Here is a 17,502-nt window from a genome sequence, read left to right as displayed (position 1 = left end):
AATTTTATAAGTTTTTTAAAGCCACTTTTATCATTTGCTCAACCGTTAAATCTTGGTCGGCCTTTTTTATAGCATTATCCAATGCCTTATCTGCAATTTGTTTGCCAAAGCCTAACATAATCAACGCAGATAACGCTTCATCACGGGTAGTATTGTGTAAAGGCATAGAAATCAGTGAATCTGGGCCTTCCTTTTTAAGTTTATCTTGTAACTCTAAAACGATACGTTGGGCAGATTTTACCCCAATTCCCTTAATCTGCTGTATTAATGCCACATCTGCTTGTATAATGGCATTCTGTATTTCTACTGGCGTAATGGATGAAAGCATCATTCTACAGGTTGTTGGTCCGATACCAGAAACCGAAATTAAATGTAGAAACAACCTTCTTTCGCCTTCATCAGCAAAGCCATAAAGTGTATGTGCATCTTCTTTTACATGGAGCCATGTATAAATTTTGCATCGCTCTGCATTACCAATAGCAGAATAGGTGTTTAGCGATATATTGATGTGATAACCCACACCTCCAGCCTCTACTACTACATAAGTTGGACACTTAAAGGTCAGTTTCCCATCAATATACGCAAACATTATTTTTATTTTTTAACTAATTTATTTAAAATACCTTTTCTTTTTGGGTTAGCGGCCTCTTCTTTACCCTGCACATCCAACACTGCAATAGTAACCATATTTACAATCTCTCTCACCGAACTTCCTAATTGAACAATATGAACAGGTTTTTTTAATCCTAACAAAATTGGACCTACTGCTTCTGCACCACCCAATTCTTGTAATAATTTATAAGCAATGTTACCTGATTCTAAGTTAGGGAAAACAAGTGTGTTTGCAGGCGCATCTACTAAACTACTAAAAGGAAAGTTCTCTTTCAAAAGCGAATTATTCATGGCAAAGTTTCCTTGCATATCGCCATCCACTACAATTTGAGGATGTTGATCGTGTAAGATTTTTACCGCTTTTCTTACTTTTTCTGGCACAATACCTTCGTTTGAACCAAAGTTACTGTAAGACAATAAAGCTATACGTGGTTGTATGTTAAATTTCCTTACCGATTTTTCTAGCAACAAGGTTAAGTCTACCAATTCTTCGGCAGTTGGGTCTACGTTTACCGTAGTATCTCCAAAAAACACTGGTCCTTTTTGGGTCATCATCATGTACATACCTGCCACACGATTAACACCTGCTTCAGTTCCAATTACTTGTAAAGCTGGTTTTATGGTAGAAACATAGTTTTTTGTTAAGCCTGAAATCATGGCATCGGCTTCGCCAAACTCAACCATAGAAGCGCCAAAATAATTACGATCACGCATTAATTTTTGTGCTTCGAATAAAGTAATACCTCTGCGTTGTCTTTTTTGGAATAAAGCATCAGCATATTTTTTCATTCTTGCTGGCTCTAAAGCAGTTTCAATAATTTCAACTCCTTCTAACTCTAAACCATTTTCTTCAATAATTTGCTGAATGATTTCTTTATTTCCTAATAAAATTGGAATGGCGATATTATCATCCTTAACTATTTGCGCTGCTTTTAAAATTTTATAGTTATCAGCCTCTGCAAAAACTACACGTTTTGGTGCCGATTTAGCTTTGTTAGTTAAAGCACGCATAATCGAATCGTCCATACCTAAACGGCGTTTCAATTCTTCTGCGTAAGCATCCCAATCGGTAATTACTTTACGGGCAACACCACTTTCAATCGCTGCTTTTGCAACTGCCATAGAAACGTTGGTCATTAAACGAAAATCCATTGGCTTCGGAATAATGTATTCTTTACCAAATTTGATATTACGTTCGTTATAAGCCATATTTACAGCTTCAGGAACAGATTTCCGAGCCAATTCTGCAATCGCTTTAACAGCGGCAATCTTCATTGCTTCGTTAATACTTGTTGCTCTAACATCTAAAGCACCTCTAAAAATATACGGAAATCCTAAAACGTTATTCACTTGGTTAGGATAATCTGAACGGCCAGTTGCCATAATCAAATCCTTACGTGAGCTAATTGCCAAATCATAAGCAATTTCCGGGTTTGGATTAGCCATGGCAAAAACAATTGGGTTTTTAGCCATAGATTTTAACATCTCTACGGTAACGCAATCTGCAGATGATAAACCGATAAACACATCTGCATCTTTTAAGGCTTCTGCTAAAGTATCTAAATTACGTGTAGTAGCAAATTCTCTCTTTATAGCATCTAAATTATCTCTATCATGACGAATTACGCCACTTCTATCACACATTACAATATTCTCTTTTTTAGCTCCTAGCGAAACATATAAACGAGAACAAGAAATTGCAGCCGCACCAGCGCCATTAACTACAATTTTAACTTTATCTATTTTTTTCTTTTGTAAATCGCAAGCGTTTAACAACGCCGCAGCCGATATAATTGCCGTACCATGTTGGTCATCATGCATTACCGGAATATTCATTTCCTCTTTTAAACGACGCTCAATTTCAAAACACTCTGGCGCTTTAATATCTTCTAAGTTTACGCCACCAAAAGTTGGTTCTAAAGCCTTAACAATTTTTACAAAATCATCAACATTTTTAGTGTCAAGTTCTAAGTCAAAAACATCTATATCAGCAAATATTTTAAACAACAAGCCTTTGCCTTCCATTACTGGTTTCCCAGCCTCCGGACCAATATCTCCCAAGCCTAAAACAGCTGTACCATTACTAATTACAGCTACCAAATTGCCTTTTGCAGTATATTTATATACATCTTCAACATTTTCGGCAATTTTTAAACAAGGCTCAGCAACACCTGGTGAATAGGCCAAAGTTAAATCTCTTTGCGATGAATATGGTTTAGTAGGTACAACCTGAATTTTTCCTGGTCGCCCTTGCGAATGATAATCTAAAGCGTCTTGTTTTCTATTCGTTTTACTCATAAAATACTTATTGGTAAGGGGCAAAGTTACGACTTTTAACGAGTAATTATATTTAAAGAATTAGAAAAGCAATTCCATATTTTAAACATCTCATCATAGAAATATAAGCAAAGAAAATAATAGCTGTTTAAACACTTAGCTATAAAAAGATATTCCTTTTATTCAGTGTTTATTTTAATAATTAGAAAGTGAAAGCAAGTAAATCTTCGGAAAATTTAGCCCTGCTATCGCTGCAATCTTTTACCCCTAAATCCCAGCCGTGGCTGGGACTTTGGTAAAAGTATTTACGCTAAATCAGGCTTAAGAACAAAGCAATTGTAGCAATTAACTAAGCGTTAGACTAAAGTCTTTCGTATCGAACGCAGCGCAGCGAGAGCCTGCCCCGATTTTATTTCGGGGAGATATCTCTTTCCAATCTTTACTGCTCTAACATAAGATTCTGCCAAAAAAACTTAGAGATTCCTCCTCGTAAAAAACTCGTTCGGAATGACGCTTCAAGATAGTTGGTTACTTGCTTGCCTAAGTATTAGCTAACCCTTAATCTTTAAAACCATACCTGGCTGTATGGTTGCTTTAGACAAATTATTGGCTTTTTTAATGTTAGCAACAGTAGCTCCATCAAATTTTTCAGCTATGCTAGAAAGTGTATCTCCCACTTTAACTTTATACATCACAAAATCTGGTTTTTCAATTGGTTTGCTACTTAACTTAACTTTGCTACCTTGTATTTTAAGATTTTGTCCGGGTATAACTGTACTACTTTTTAAATTATTCCAAACTTTCAAATCCTGAACTTCTATTTTATAAAGATTTGCAATCTGGCTTAAATTTTGACCCGTTTTTACTTTATGTGTGGTAGCTAAGATTTGCGTAACAGGTCTTTTTCTAACTGCGGCAAGCTTTCTTAAATCCCTCACATCATCGGTTGATGCTAAGATGATATTTTTTTCTACCACTGCGTCATTGTTAAGCACATTATACAATTGCGTATAATCCATTTGTGCAACTTGAGGTAAAATAATTCGCTTAGGCGTAAGTTCGGTTCCGTTTACAATACGTTTTTTATACGATGGATTTAAAACCGCTAAAGTTTCCTCCTCATAATTGATCGCTTTGGCTACATCGGCCAATGCCACAAAATGATTAACTTGAACTGTATCTGTTTTAAAATTAATTACTGCGTTTTTGGTAGCAATACCATGTTGTTCTGGATAATTCATCAAATAAACAGCGGCAATAAAAGCTGGCACATAATCTCTAGTTTCTTTTGGTAAAAACTTACGGATTTCCCAAAAATCTCGTGAACCTGCTTTTGTGATAGCTCTTGTTACATTGCCTTTGCCACAATTATAAGCGGCTATGGCCAAAAGCCAATCACCCAATTCTTCGTAAGCATCTCTAAAGTAAGCCGCCGCAGCATAACTAGCTTGTATCGGATCTTTACGTTCATCCTCAAAATTATCCATATTTAAGCCATAGGCTTTTGCAGTACCAAACATAAATTGCCACATACCGGTTGCACCAACTTTAGAAATGGCATGAGGATTCATAGAAGATTCTATAATCGGCAAATATTTAATTTCTTCGGGAATGTTGTAGGCCTTTAAAGCTTTTTCGAAAATCGGAAAATAATATCCCGATAGGCCCAACATTTGGCCCATTCTATTTTTCTGCTTACCTAAAGCATCAATAAAATTTTGAACATACTCATTGTAGCTTAACGGAACAGTTTTTTGAATAGAATCTAGCCTAAGTTGATGCAGAAAATTTTGATTGTAAAATAAAACAGGTGATGCAACTGGAACCTGAATGCTATCTGGAGTTGAATTTTGTACAATTCGCTTTAACAATGTATCTACCTGTGCTGTTTTTGTAACCACCTGTGCGGCTGCAGTTAAAAAAGCAAGAAAACTTAATGTGGTTAGTATTATTCTTCTCATAGGCTGTTTGTATTTCGTCAATTCGATTGCGGTGCGAAGAGATGAAAAAGATTTCTCGTCGCTTCCGATGTAAAATCGGAACAAGTGCGCTCTGTCGAAATGACGTAAACTTTTATTCCTTTAAAAAACGATCTGATAAATTGAGCAAACCTTCTTCATTAAAATGTTTGGTCATTAATTGAACACTTAACGGTAAACCGCTTGCATTATTGCCCAAAGGTAATGCAACTGCCGGTATACCAGCCAATGAGGCCAAAACGGTATAAATATCTGCCATGTACATTACCAACGGATCTTGCATATTTTCGCCAATTTTAAACGCTGGTGTTGGCGTAACTGGGCTCAAGAGAAAATCATAATCATTAAATAAATTTTCTATTTTTTCCCTGATCAACCTTCTTACCTGTTGAGCTTTCTGGTAGTAGGCATCATAATATCCGGCACTTAGAACAAAAGTACCTAATAAAATTCTACGCTTTACTTCCTCGCCAAAACCTTCGGCTCTAGATGTTTTATACAATTTATTTAAGCTTTCTGCTTGTGTGTTTCTGTATCCATAATGCACACCATCGTACCTTGATAAATTTGATGAAGCCTCTGCTGTGGTTAACACATAATAAGCTGGCACCAAATAAGCTAACATATCAAAAGAAACATATTCAATTTGATGACCTTGCGCTTTAAACTTTTCAATTGCTTTTAAAATAGCTGCTTTTATCTCAGGATCTAGCGCTTCGTTATCAATGGTTTCTTTTAAAACGGCTATTTTTTTATTTCCGCTTTGCGCTAAATTTTGTGAGTAGTTTGGTACGGGTAATGTAGAAACGGTGCTATCTGCATCATCTTTACCAGCAAGAACTTCTAACAATAAGGCTGCATCACTAACCGAAGAAGTGATTGTTCCTACTTGATCAAATGAAGAAGCATAAGCTATTACACCGTATCTAGAAATACGACCATAAGTTGGTTTAAAACCAATATTACCACAAAAAGCTGCTGGCTGACGAACTGAACCACCTGTGTCTGTACCTAACGCAGCTAAACACATATCTGCTTGTACTGCTACTGCAGAACCACCGGATGAACCACCAGCTACTCTCTCTTGATCTGCGGCATTTTTTACTACGCCATAATATGAGGTTTCATTAGATCCTCCCATTGCAAATTCATCGCAATTTAAGCGACCAATGATGATGGCGTCTTGTTCAATTAAACGCTCAACAACTGTTGATGAATAAGGCGAAACAAAACCTTCGAGCATTTTTGAGGAAGCAGAAACCTGATGGTCTTTGTAGCAAATGTTATCTTTTATACCGATAACCATGCCTGCAAGTTTACCTGCAGTGCCATTTGTTAACTTTTGTTGCACAACATTGGCTTGATTTGTTGCAGAATCAAAAAACACCTCATTAAAAGCATTGAGGTGTTGATTTTGCTTAATCTGCTCAAAATAGTAGGACAATAAATCTTTTAAGTTAAGCTGATTTTGCGTAAGTAGTCCTTGTATCTCTGTTAAAGAGGTATATTTCTTCAAAATTGGAGATTTTTTTGTACGAATTAAGGTTTAGTTTGGTTAGGATTATTGGTTGTTGTGTTTTCACCATCAACTCCATCTTTTCCTTCTTTAAACTCTTTCATTCCTCTACCTAAACCACGCATTAATTCAGGAATTTTTTTACCGCCAAAAAGTAACAATAACACTACTACAATTAGTGTAATTTCCATTGGGCCAATAGCGGCTAAAATTGTTGGTTGTACCATGATTATTTATTTAAAATATTTTAACAAATGTTAAGAATGAGTTTCATTGCTCTTGTTCTCAACTTTAATTTTTTCTTCTTCTTGGGGTTTTGATGTTTGATCTTGCTCTAAATCTATTTGATCAATTGGTGCAGAATAAGGATCAACAACTGCTACTTCCTCTTCAACTGGATGATGACGCAAAGCATGGTTTTCATCTTCTTTTTTCAATTCCTCTTCATTAGTTACGGAATTAATGTTGCGATGGATTTCTCTTTTAACCCCTTCTGATGCATCTTTAAATTCTCTGATCCCTTTTCCTAAACCTCTTGCTAATTCGGGTAATTTTTTACCACCAAACAACAAAAGAACGGCTACTAAGATCATCATCATCTCTCCGCCACCCATGTTCAAGAAGTCTAATAGTGTACTCTGATACATTTTAAATCGATTTTATACAAATATACGTAATAATATAGCTTTAGGTTTATCTTGCTACCCAACTTTCTGGATTTAATGGCACTCCGCTTCTACTAATCTGAAAACTAACTTCTGGCATACCATCATTTATAGCTGCTGTACCAATGGTTTGTCTAGTACTTACAGCTTGTCCTGATGATACACTAACGCTTTTTAAGTTTTGATAAATTGTGATATATTCTCCATGCCTAATTAACACATAATATTTACCAAACATATCTCCAACGCGACTTACCGTTCCATTAAAAACCGCTCTTACACTTGCTCCTTCAGCAGTCTGATAAGTAATTCCATCATTATGCCCTTTGGCAGTACCAACAGAATACGGCCCAAACCTACTTGTAATTACACCACTAGCCACAGGCCAAGGTAAGTTACCTTTATTACTTTCGAAAGCATCTGAAAGTTTAGCGTTCTCAGGACTATTTCGTAAAATCTGACTTGTAGTTTTAGGTTTTGCAGTCACTGTTGCTGGTGGTTCTTTACCTTCAGCTTTTGCTTTAGCGGCTGCTAATCTTTCAGCTTCTTTAATCCTCGCTTCTTCTTTTCTTTTTTCTTCGGCAATAATACGAGCAATTTCAGCCCTCATTTGGCGGTCAATAGCAACTTGTTGTTGCCTATTTTTTTGAATGTCTTGTTTATATTTTCTTTCGTCGCGAGTTAAACTGGTTAAAACTTTGGCCTGCTCGTTTTTCTTGCGATCTAACCTGCTTTTTTCACCTTCTTGTTGTTTAAGCAAATTAAGCTTGTTCTTCAAATCTCTATCCAATACAGAAATCTGATTATTTAAATCTTTTTCTGTTCCTTGTATGTAAGCAGCCTGCTTTTTACGATATTGACCAAACTGCTGTAAATATTTAATTCTTTTATAGGCTTGGTTAAAATCCTTCGCTGCAAAAATAAACATCATTTTATCATAAGAGTTTTGGTTACGCTGCGCAAACCTAATCATACCTGCATATTCTTTCTTCAAATCACTTAAACGAGATTGAAGATTATGAACTTTACCCGTATTTTCTGTAATTTGATTATCTAAACTCCTCATTTCTGAGTTAATGGTAGATATTTTATCTTGCATTAAACGTACCTGAGCTTTTATGGTATTAATTTGCCCCAAAGTAAGTTTTTTGCCGCTTGCCGTTTTGTTAAGGTTTTTTTGAGCAAGCTCTATTTGACGCTCTATGGCTTCTTTTTTTTGCTTTAACGCTTTAAGTTGTTTACTGTCTTGTTGTGCAAAAGCAGTGTTAGCTAAGGCTATAAATAGCAGTGAAAGAAATAGTTTGTTTAACTTCATTTACGTCAAAAATATAAAAATTAGTTTACTCGCTCAAAATTTTTAGGTATTGAGAACGGAAACGTTAAAGGAACATTTGTATCAATTTTATTAAACTCTATAGCTATATTGATTTTTTTTGCTCCTGCCATAGAGTTCAATTTTAGATTAGATGGAAATAAAGCATTGTTTATCTGAGTGTGATCTCCGTACACTACTTTTAATGCCTGACCACTTTTAGCATCATTTAAATTTACTTCTGCAGGTTTTAATAAAGTATTAAATAAAACTTTGTAAACTAAATCGCTAGCACTTCCGCTCAAAGCCCATACACCACCTTCTTGATCTAAATTAGATTTTTCTGTCATAAATTCATCAATAGTGTTACCAGATAGTATAGCTTGCAATAAACCAAAATTTACTTGTTTATTGGTAAAGCCATAAATGTAACTAAATGGTTTTTGAACAAATGTTTTTTGCAAATTATTCCTCATCAATAAACTATCTGGAGTAATTACTGCTCTAACACCTTCTATACCAGCTAAACCTGTAACACTTACCCAAATTTTCTTATCCTTTTCTATCCTAATGTTCATGGTAACATTATTTACATCGCCATCTACATCTAAACTAGTTTTACCTTTAAGCGAAAGTGTGTTGAAAGCTAAATCTTTACCTTTTAGTAACGCCAAATTCTCCTTTTTCTTATCTGCACCAACTTCAACTTTTTCTGTGCTTACAGTAGGGGTGGCAACAATTACCTTTTTAGGTTTACAACTAACAGCGATGATAGTTAATGAAGCTAAAATCAGGCTATTTAAAATATTTCTTTTCATTGATTTTCTTAATTAATTTTTCGGATCCATTTCCGGCTTGTTTGGCTTTTTGCCATTGCACAACAGCATTTTCCTTTTCTCCCTTAAAAAAAAGTATATCGCCGTAATGCTCCAAATAAACAGGATTTGACGCCTCATTGTTTTGCAAGGCTAGTTCTATATGTTTTAAAGCTAAATCGTACTTACCTTGTTTTAGCAAAACCATTGCATAAGTATCTAAAACAGAGGCATTTTTTGGTAAAGCTTTTGCTGCCTTTTCGGCCAGCATTTCTGCCTTTGGCAAGTTTTGATTTCTTAAGGCCAAATAATAGGCATAATTGCTTAAGGTTAAATAATTGTTTGGCGCCAATGTAATTGCCTTTTCAAATGCGGCATCGGCTTCCTTTAGTTTCTCTTGATCAATTAATACCTCGGCTTGCAAAGCAAAAATCATTGCTTTCAGATTGTCATCATCAGCATCTAAAAGCAAAGCTGATTTAATTTCAAGACCAGCTTCTGCGTTTTGTCCATTTCTGTGTAAAGCAAAAGCCCTGTAATAATATAATACGGCTTGGTTAGGATAAATGGTTAGTGCATCTTCACCAGTTTTAATAGCTTCATTATATTGTCCCAATAAAGTTTGTACGGCCAAAAGTTTCTCTAATGCTAAATAATTTTGCTCTTCTAATTTTAATACGGCGGCATATTGCTCTTTTGCGCTGCTATAGTTGCCTTGTTGATATAATACATCGCCATACATCAGCAACAATTTAGCAGTATTAGGCTGTGCTTTTATGGCAATCTCTATTAAATCTGTAGCATCTTTGGCAACCAATTGATTATTAAAGCGAGGCAACATAGCTGCAATAATTTTAAGCTTATTGGCAACAGGCATTTCAGCATGTGCAAAAGCAGATTTTAATGGAACAATTGCTAATTCATTTTTCCGTTGAGATTGATAAACATCGGCCAATGCCAAATCGATCTCAAAGTTATTGGGTTCTATAACTTTAGCCTTTTGTAACAGTTGTAATGCTTCTTCTGGTTTATTTTTTTCTAATAAAACACCACTTAAATAAAGGTAATTTTTAACATCGGTGGGGTTCTCGGCGATTAATTTCTCTACAGCATTATCGTTTTTTGCGCCTTTATCCTGTAAGGTAATGCGCTGTTTAGCCATTATTAATTCTTTTGAGCTACCAAATTTTTGCTCTAATAAGTCATAAGCTGCTTTAGCTTCATCAACCTTACCCGAAATAAATAGGGCATTTGCTTTGTCGAAATAAAAATCCTCAGTTTCTGGAGACAATGCTATTAGTTGATTAAATACACTTACCAGTGCATCCATATTTCCATTACGCTTATAAATTTCTGCGTTGAGGCGTAAGTACCAAATATTTTGAGATTTTAAAGCAATCGCTTTTTTAATATTTATTTCGGCATCTAACCATTTATTCTGCCGATAATTCATAGAAGCCAACTCGAAATAAGCGGCATCATTTTTTGGATCGAGCGCAATAATTTTGTTAAAGCTAACACTGGCTTTTACATAATTTTCGGCCATTTTATCCTTCAATCCAGTAAAAAACAATTCCTTAACTACATTTTCTTCCCTTGCATTAGAAACAGGCATCTCTTGCGCAAAACTCTTTATGCTTAACAAACAGAAAAGGAAAAATAGTAGTTTAAAGTTCATGCTTTTATTAAAATTTTGAAGGAATGAATTTTGAATGACTGAATAATAAGCGATCTTAATATCCATTCATTCTCTCATTCCCTCATTCAATCATTCTTTCCTTCTATCATTATTTGCCAGTGTGCCCATAGCCACCTGCTCCACGAGCAGTATCACTTAATTCATCAACACTATCCCAGCTAATCGTTTCGTGTTTTGCAATTACCATTTGTGCAATTCGATCTCCATCATTAATTACAAATTCGGTATCAGATAAATTTACCAATAATACCTTAATCTCCCCTCTATAATCGGCATCAATTGTGCCTGGAGAATTAACAATACCAATCCCATGCTTAAATGCCAATCCACTACGCGGTCTAATTTGTGCTTCGTAACCAATTGGTAACTCGATATGCAAACCAGTTGGAACCAATAAACGTTGCAATGGTTTAATTGTTATTTGCTCTGGCGTAAAAGCTCTTAAATCCATACCCGCTGCATGAGCAGTTTCGTAAGCTGGTAAAGGATGCGTAGAATGGTTGATGATTTTGATATTCATTTTAGATATGAGTATTGTGATGTGAGATTTGAGAAATTTATCGTTTTAGCATTTTCCTTAAATCATTTTTTTCAAAATAAGCAACTCCAGCAACAAAAGCAATTAACAAGGCATTACCGATGTAGATATTTCGATTAAAGAGAAAAAATGAAGAGAAAACAATCGCTGTAGAAATGATTAAATAAATCGATATTTTTTTTAGGTTATAAGGTATTGGGTAATGTTTTTGACCTAAAACATATGATAATACCATCATTACAAAATAGGCTAGCATACTTACCCAAGCCGAGCCCATATAACTGTACTTAGGAATTAAAACTAAGTTTAAAACAATTGTAATTACAGCTCCTGTTACCGAAATATACAAGCCAAATTTGGTTTGATCTGATAAGCGATACCAAATAGATAAATTCATATAAATGCCCAAACAAACATACCCTAATAGTAAATAAGGCACTGCTGGTAAGCCCACCCAATATTCTTCTTTTTGGATAAAATATTTTAACAATTCGATATTGGCAATTATGCCAACAAAAAGAATAGCCAAAGCAATTACAAAGTACTTTAAAATTGTGGCGTAAGTTTGTTTTGCATTTTCTTGTTTCGCATGGCTGAAGAAAAACGGTTCGGCACCCAATCTAAATGCGGTTATAAAAATGCTCAAGAAAATTGCGATTTTACAAACTGCCCCATAAATACCTACTTCTCCATCTGCAATATCATCTGGTAATAACTTTTTGAGTACAATTTTATCTAAATTCTCATTAATGATAAAAGATAAATTAGCAACTAAAATTGGCCAACTGTAGCCAAACATATTTTTGAATAGCTTGCTGTCAAATTTTAGCTGCAGTTTTAAAAACTCTGGCAATAGATAAATAAATGTAGCAACACTAGCAATTAGGTTTGATAAAAAAACATAACCAATCCACTGGAAGCGGTACCATGACGAAAACCATGAAGCGCCTAACCAATCGTTTTTAATGATAGCTGGAACAACATAAATAAATAGCAGATTAAAGCCAACAAAACATCCAATATTTAAAAATTTGGCTACACTATATTTAAATGGTCTACCATCGGCACGCAGTTTTGCAAAAGGAATTACACAAATTGCATCAATGTATAAAATCCATAAAAAGAAGCTTACATATTGTTTATAATCGGCTATTTCAGAAACATCTGTAGCTAAATAAGTTGCAATGGATGTAGAAAAAATCAACCCTGTTGCCAAAAACAAAGTTGAGACAAAGGCGATGCACAAAAATGAGTTGTTGTAAACCTCTTGCTTTTTATCTTCAAATTTATTGAGGTATCTAAAATAAGTACTTTCCATACCAAATGCCAAAACTGCATTGATCAGTGAAGCATTGGCATACATATTCGTAAATATACCATACACCCCTTTTTGGTAAACCGAAGTATAAATTGGGGTTAAAATAAAATTGAATAGCCTAGAAAATACGGTGCTTAAACCATATACTGCCGTTTGCCCCAGAAATTTTTTATATACAGACATTCTTAGATTTGAGTATTGAGATGTGAGATGTGAGATCAATCCCAACAATCAAACAATCAAACAATTTATAAGCTACCAAAGTAAGTTCTTTTTTACCACTTCAAAGTTGCGATAATTTTTAAACTCTCCATCTTCAACTTCAACACTTTCTACTTTAGATTTATCAGGACCTTCATTGCACCATTCCAAAAACATTTCTAAAGTTGTTGCATCTGCCTCTGCTTCTATGTAAACTGAACCATCTTTTTCATTTTTCACTAAGCCTTTAACCCCCATTTGGTCAGCTACTGCTTTAGTGCTTGCCCTAAAAAAAACACCTTGAACCTTCCCTATTACTTTTATATTGATGTGTTTCATTGCTTAACTTCTTGTTGTGGCTGTTTAACATGCACTTGCTTACCTTTATTTTTAAGCAACACAATTGCTAAAATCACTAAAATTACGGTTACAACGGCTAATATTCTTTTAAAAAGCATAATTAAAACTCCAATTTTTCTAAATTTTTCTTCTCCTGCAAAAATTCATTCCAAATATCGTTCAAAATTTCTGCAGCAGGTTTTATTTTATTCAGCATAGCTGATACTTGACCAATTTCTAATTCACCTTGTATCATATCACCTTCAAACATACCCAATTTTGCTCTTGCTCTACCTAACAATTGGACTAATTTTTCGGCATTAGCCCCTTCAGCCTCAGCTTGTGCTACTGCATCTGCAAACTCATTTTTTAATAAACGAACTGGCACTAACTTTTTCATGCGCAATTTGGTATCGCCTTCGGCGGAAGTAATGATTTTTGCTTTGAAATTAGGATGAGCTGATGATTCTTCAGCCACTGCGAAGGCAGAACCAACTTGTACAGCATCGGCACCTAAAGCAAAGGCGGCCAACATTGATTTTCCGCTTGCAATTCCGCCAGCGGCAATAACTGGGATTTTTACTACAGCTCTAATCATCGGAATTAAACATAAAGTGGTAGTTTCTTCTCTTCCATTATGCCCGCCTGCTTCAAAACCTTCGGCTACCAAAGCATCAATACCACAATCTTGCGCTTTTAAAGCAAATTTCGTATTCGCAATAACATGAACTACAATCATTCCATGTTCTTTTAAAAATGAAGTCCATGTAGCAGGATTGCCAGCCGAAGTAAAAACGATTTTCACCTTTTCTTCAACCAGAATATCAATAATTTCTTTCACATTTGGATATAGCAAAGGAACATTAACTGCAAATGGTTTTGAAGTAGTTTGTTTACATTTTTGGATATGTGTTCGCAAAACTTCAGGGTACATGGAACCAGCGCCAATAATTCCCAATCCACCTGCATTAGAAACTGCAGCAGCTAAGCGCCAACCGCTACACCAAACCATACCGGCTTGGATAATAGGGTATTGAATATTGAAAAGTTTACAGATTAAGTTTTTTATAACCATAAAGGTTCATTTTGCCAATTTATTTTTAATCCTAATGCATTGGAATCTACACTTGGGTATTTCTCCAAAAGTTCAACCAATTGAGTTCTAAAATTATTTTGAGGTTGAATGATATTTAAAAGATATCTAATACAACATAAATGTATATATAACATATGCATATCTTTAGCCTCAGGAACTTGTTCAATCCATAAGCAAGGAGGATTCGGTAAAAGCTTTGGTCTTCCTGGCAAATTTTTATTCCATAGCCTACTATGATGTGCACAATAGTTTCTTATTTGTGCCAATGATTGCAACCAACTAGGCAGAAAAGTATGATTAACTAGACCTAATTCTTTAGCAATAATATCTTTAGATTTTATATCGTTTTTTAAGTTGCCATAGATTTTTGATAATGAACCAAAACTAGTTAGCTCTAATGTTTTCCAAGATGGAGGAAAACGCAAATCATCTTTATGTTTTGTTTTATGCGATTTTATAAAAACATCTTTAGAACGAGTTATTTCTTCCTCAATTACTGCTAGAGTTTTTATTGCTTCAGGAACATTTATAAAAATTTCTAAATTTTGGAACCACCATGCCCCAAACTCGTGAGATAAGTGATATATTAGTTTAGTACGTAAACTAATTTCTATTTTTTCTATGGCATCAAAAATAACAACTCGAAGTTCCCTATCAAAATTATAGAGCGCAATTACATCTTCAAACTTACTATTATCCTTAAAAATATGCAGATCTTTTGGCTCTTTTTGCATTGGCCACCAATATCCAGCCAAGCGATAATAGCTAATATGGGATAAAAAATGTTTGGCTAAACCAGCATTTGAAATAAATAAACCTCTTTGTTGAAGTTGATTGATTTGCTCTTCTATAGTAAATGGAATTTTATTGTACATAGAATAAATAAAAAGCCTATTAAAGCAAAAGACACGCCCTGGGACGCTGTTCTTATGGGTAGCGTGGCGTGTACTGTTACTGCAAATATAGATAATTCAAAGAATGAAAGCAAATCACAACTATAATTTATTTGTTTATTAAAACTAAGATCTTAAAAAGTAACCAAAAATTTAGATAACCCTTTTAACTTTATTGTTTAAAATTTTAAACGTTGAATCCAAGTCAATATTTAAAATCCCCGGCTTTTTACCCACTTCAAAACTTCCATATTGTTGCTCAATACCTAAAAACTCTGCACCATTTAAAGTTGCCCATTTTAATAAATCTGCAAAATGAACATTTTTATGGTCTTGCAGAGTTTTCATTTCAGACAAAATACTGAGTTGATGATTGCTCGCCAAACTATCTGTCCCTAAAGTAATTTTCACATTTTCTGATTTCAGCACATCCACATCTGGCAAATTATTTTCGATGTATAAATTGGCATTCGGACATAAACACCAAAATAGTTTCTGATGCTGATTTTCAGCGAAATCTACATCAGCTTTGCTACTAAAAGTATTATGCACCAACAGTGTATTCACATTTTTGGGAAGTTTTGGCAAGTGATAATTCAAAGAATTTTTACCGTTGCCATGCACTTCGGATTTTGGAATATTTAAGCGCTGATACATTAAATCGAAATCGCCAGTGCCTACTTCAAAAAACTCATTTTCAGCTGCTGTTTCCTGATTATGAATGCTCAATAAATCAATTTCCCTTGTGTGGATTGCTATACTTTTTAATAAATCAGCAGATACAGAATAAGGTGCATGAGGAACTATACTTGATTTTAGCGGCAAAAAATCATTCCTTAAATCTATTGCATCATTTATAATTGGTTCTGATGGGCGATTGAAGCCAAAAACTTCCACAAATGTGTGGTAATATAATTTACTTTTCTGTTTGATATATTTAGATATCAACTGATTAGAAATATCGCCCACGGCAACAATTCCATTTGTATACATTTGTTCATCTGCAAGTTCCATTGCTTTTAACACCACTTCATCACTTGCAGTACGCTGTGCAACAATTTCTTTTACAAATGCGGGCAAGCCTGTTCGCTCCGGAATTTTGCCATACAAATGGGATAACTCTAAATGGCAATGGGTATTTACAAAACCTGGAACTAGTGCTCCTTCAAAGAATTCAATGTTAGTTACTCCTTTACTCCTAGCTTCAATTTGAGTTAATACCTGAAGAATTTTTCCTTCGCCATCAATTTCTAATACACCATTAGGCATTGCAGGTTCAGTAACAGGAAATATCCAATTGGCAGAAATGAATTTTTGCATATACAAATTAACTGCATTCTTTTACCAAACCCAAAAGCTTAAAGTAAACTATGTTGCGTGTTGCAACAAAGTGTTGCACATCTCTACAACTATCATACTCAACAATTAAACGCAATATATTAAATATCAGTGATTTAAATGTTTTGGCATGCCTTGGCATCATTATGTACTATAGGCTAGTATAGTTTCACAAATAAAATTTAAAAATTATACATTATGAAAAAATTAATTTTATCAGCTGCGTTTTTAGCATTCGCAGGTTTCACAACAGCACAGGCTTCAGATTCTAAAATTAAAAATATCGAAATCACATCAGTTCAAGATAGCGTGGTTAAAACGCCAATCAAATTGGAAGAATTACCAAAACCAATTGCAGATATTTTAAAAGTTGGACCTTATGCTACATGGACACCAACTGCTGCATTTAGTGTTAAAGATGGAGAAAAAATGTATTATCAAGTTGACGTTAAAAAAGAAGAACAAGTAGGTTCTTTAAAATTTGACGCAGAAGGTAAACCAGTAGAATAATTAGTACACATTTCTAAAAGCTCAATCAATTAAATTTTAAAGTTGCTTTTAATGCAACACTAAAAAAATCATATTATGAAAAAGTTAATTTTATCAGCTGCATTTTTAGCATTCGCAGGATTTGCAACAGCGCAAGCTTCAGAAGTAAAAAACGTTAACCAAGTTGTTACAGTACAAGACAGTGTAGTTAAAACACCTATTAAATTAGAAGAACTACCTAAACCTATTACCGACATTTTAAAGGTTGAGCCTTATGCTACTTGGACACCAACTGCAGCGTTTAGCGTTAAAGATGGAGACAAAATGTATTACCAAGTTGATGTTAAAAAAGAAGAACAAGTAGGTTCTTTAAAATTTGACGCAGAAGGTAAACCAGTAGAATAATTTCCCAAAA

At 34.5% G+C, this 17,502-nt stretch carries 18 protein-coding genes; 2 read left to right on the top strand and 16 right to left on the bottom strand.

What is annotated here, in order from left to right; translation table 11 throughout:
* Nucleotides 1-4 precede the first annotated feature (4 nt).
* From ruvA to FA045_RS02855, 16 genes are all read right to left on the bottom strand, one after another.
* On the bottom strand, nt 5-589 hold the full coding sequence (ruvA, locus tag FA045_RS02925; RefSeq protein ID WP_136874257.1) for a Holliday junction branch migration protein RuvA: 585 nt from the start codon (nt 587-589) through the stop codon (nt 5-7).
* A gap of 5 nt (nt 590-594) precedes the next feature.
* The gene (locus tag FA045_RS02920; protein WP_136874255.1) at nt 595-2,910 is read right to left on the bottom strand and encodes an NADP-dependent malic enzyme; all 2,316 of its coding nucleotides are present in this window, start codon (nt 2,908-2,910) and stop codon (nt 595-597) included.
* A gap of 530 nt (nt 2,911-3,440) precedes the next feature.
* Nucleotides 3,441-4,850: a lytic transglycosylase domain-containing protein gene (locus FA045_RS02915; protein WP_136874253.1), complete on the bottom strand. Its 1,410-nt coding sequence runs from the start codon at nt 4,848-4,850 to the stop codon at nt 3,441-3,443.
* Nucleotides 4,851-4,962: 112 nt separating this feature from the next.
* A complete protein-coding gene (gene gatA / locus FA045_RS02910; protein WP_136874251.1) occupies nt 4,963-6,384 on the bottom strand; it encodes an Asp-tRNA(Asn)/Glu-tRNA(Gln) amidotransferase subunit GatA in 1,422 nt (473 codons plus the stop codon).
* Nucleotides 6,385-6,407: 23 nt separating this feature from the next.
* Complete coding sequence (locus tag FA045_RS02905) at nt 6,408-6,611, bottom strand: Sec-independent protein translocase subunit TatA/TatB (RefSeq protein WP_136874250.1); 204 nt, start codon at nt 6,609-6,611, stop codon at nt 6,408-6,410.
* Nucleotides 6,612-6,641: 30 nt separating this feature from the next.
* Entirely contained in the window at nt 6,642-7,031 is a 390-nt protein-coding gene (locus tag FA045_RS02900; protein WP_136874248.1) for a Sec-independent protein translocase subunit TatA/TatB, read from the bottom strand.
* 46 nt (nt 7,032-7,077) lie between these two features.
* The gene (locus FA045_RS02895; protein ID WP_136874246.1) at nt 7,078-8,364 is read right to left on the bottom strand and encodes a murein hydrolase activator EnvC family protein; all 1,287 of its coding nucleotides are present in this window, start codon (nt 8,362-8,364) and stop codon (nt 7,078-7,080) included.
* A 20-nt stretch (nt 8,365-8,384) separates the two neighbouring features.
* Complete coding sequence (locus tag FA045_RS02890) at nt 8,385-9,179, bottom strand: DUF4292 domain-containing protein (protein ID WP_136874244.1); 795 nt, start codon at nt 9,177-9,179, stop codon at nt 8,385-8,387.
* Entirely contained in the window at nt 9,157-10,854 is a 1,698-nt protein-coding gene (locus tag FA045_RS02885; protein WP_169305007.1) for a tetratricopeptide repeat protein, read from the bottom strand. Before FA045_RS02885 ends, FA045_RS02890 begins: the two co-directional genes overlap by 23 nt.
* A gap of 109 nt (nt 10,855-10,963) precedes the next feature.
* Nucleotides 10,964-11,395: a dUTP diphosphatase gene (gene dut, locus FA045_RS02880; RefSeq protein ID WP_136874240.1), complete on the bottom strand. Its 432-nt coding sequence runs from the start codon at nt 11,393-11,395 to the stop codon at nt 10,964-10,966.
* Between the two features lie 37 nt (nt 11,396-11,432).
* Nucleotides 11,433-12,914 (bottom strand): lipopolysaccharide biosynthesis protein, encoded by a 1,482-nt coding sequence (locus tag FA045_RS02875; protein WP_136874237.1) that lies wholly within the window; start codon nt 12,912-12,914, stop codon nt 11,433-11,435.
* A gap of 72 nt (nt 12,915-12,986) precedes the next feature.
* On the bottom strand, nt 12,987-13,271 hold the full coding sequence (locus tag FA045_RS02870; RefSeq protein ID WP_136874235.1) for an acylphosphatase: 285 nt from the start codon (nt 13,269-13,271) through the stop codon (nt 12,987-12,989).
* Nucleotides 13,268-13,390, bottom strand: coding sequence for a hypothetical protein (locus FA045_RS19120; RefSeq protein ID WP_262709598.1), 123 nt, complete (start codon nt 13,388-13,390; stop codon nt 13,268-13,270). The genes FA045_RS02870 and FA045_RS19120 overlap by 4 nt, the downstream gene beginning before the upstream one ends.
* 2 nt (nt 13,391-13,392) lie before the next feature.
* Nucleotides 13,393-14,346, bottom strand: coding sequence for an NAD(P)H-dependent flavin oxidoreductase (locus tag FA045_RS02865; protein ID WP_136874233.1), 954 nt, complete (start codon nt 14,344-14,346; stop codon nt 13,393-13,395).
* Entirely contained in the window at nt 14,337-15,242 is a 906-nt protein-coding gene (locus FA045_RS02860) for an Abi family protein (protein WP_136874231.1), read from the bottom strand. Before FA045_RS02860 ends, FA045_RS02865 begins: the two co-directional genes overlap by 10 nt.
* Before the next feature lie 171 nt (nt 15,243-15,413).
* Complete coding sequence (locus FA045_RS02855; RefSeq protein ID WP_136874229.1) at nt 15,414-16,580, bottom strand: amidohydrolase family protein; 1,167 nt, start codon at nt 16,578-16,580, stop codon at nt 15,414-15,416.
* Between the two features lie 216 nt (nt 16,581-16,796).
* Between FA045_RS02855 and FA045_RS02850 the strand changes: the two genes are divergently transcribed.
* Together FA045_RS02850 and FA045_RS02845 are read left to right on the top strand one after the other, a co-directional pair.
* Nucleotides 16,797-17,108, top strand: a complete 312-nt coding sequence (locus FA045_RS02850) for a hypothetical protein (RefSeq protein ID WP_136874227.1) — start codon at nt 16,797-16,799, stop codon at nt 17,106-17,108.
* A gap of 75 nt (nt 17,109-17,183) precedes the next feature.
* On the top strand, nt 17,184-17,492 hold the full coding sequence (locus tag FA045_RS02845) for a hypothetical protein (protein ID WP_136874225.1): 309 nt from the start codon (nt 17,184-17,186) through the stop codon (nt 17,490-17,492).
* The last annotated feature ends 10 nt before the right edge of the window (nt 17,493-17,502 follow it).

Source organism: Pedobacter cryotolerans (assembly GCF_005116475.1).
Classification (GTDB): Bacteria; Bacteroidota; Bacteroidia; order Sphingobacteriales; family Sphingobacteriaceae; genus Pedobacter; species Pedobacter cryotolerans.
Note: the sequence above shows the minus strand (reverse complement) of the source record. Positions and strands in the feature narration are given on the sequence as shown.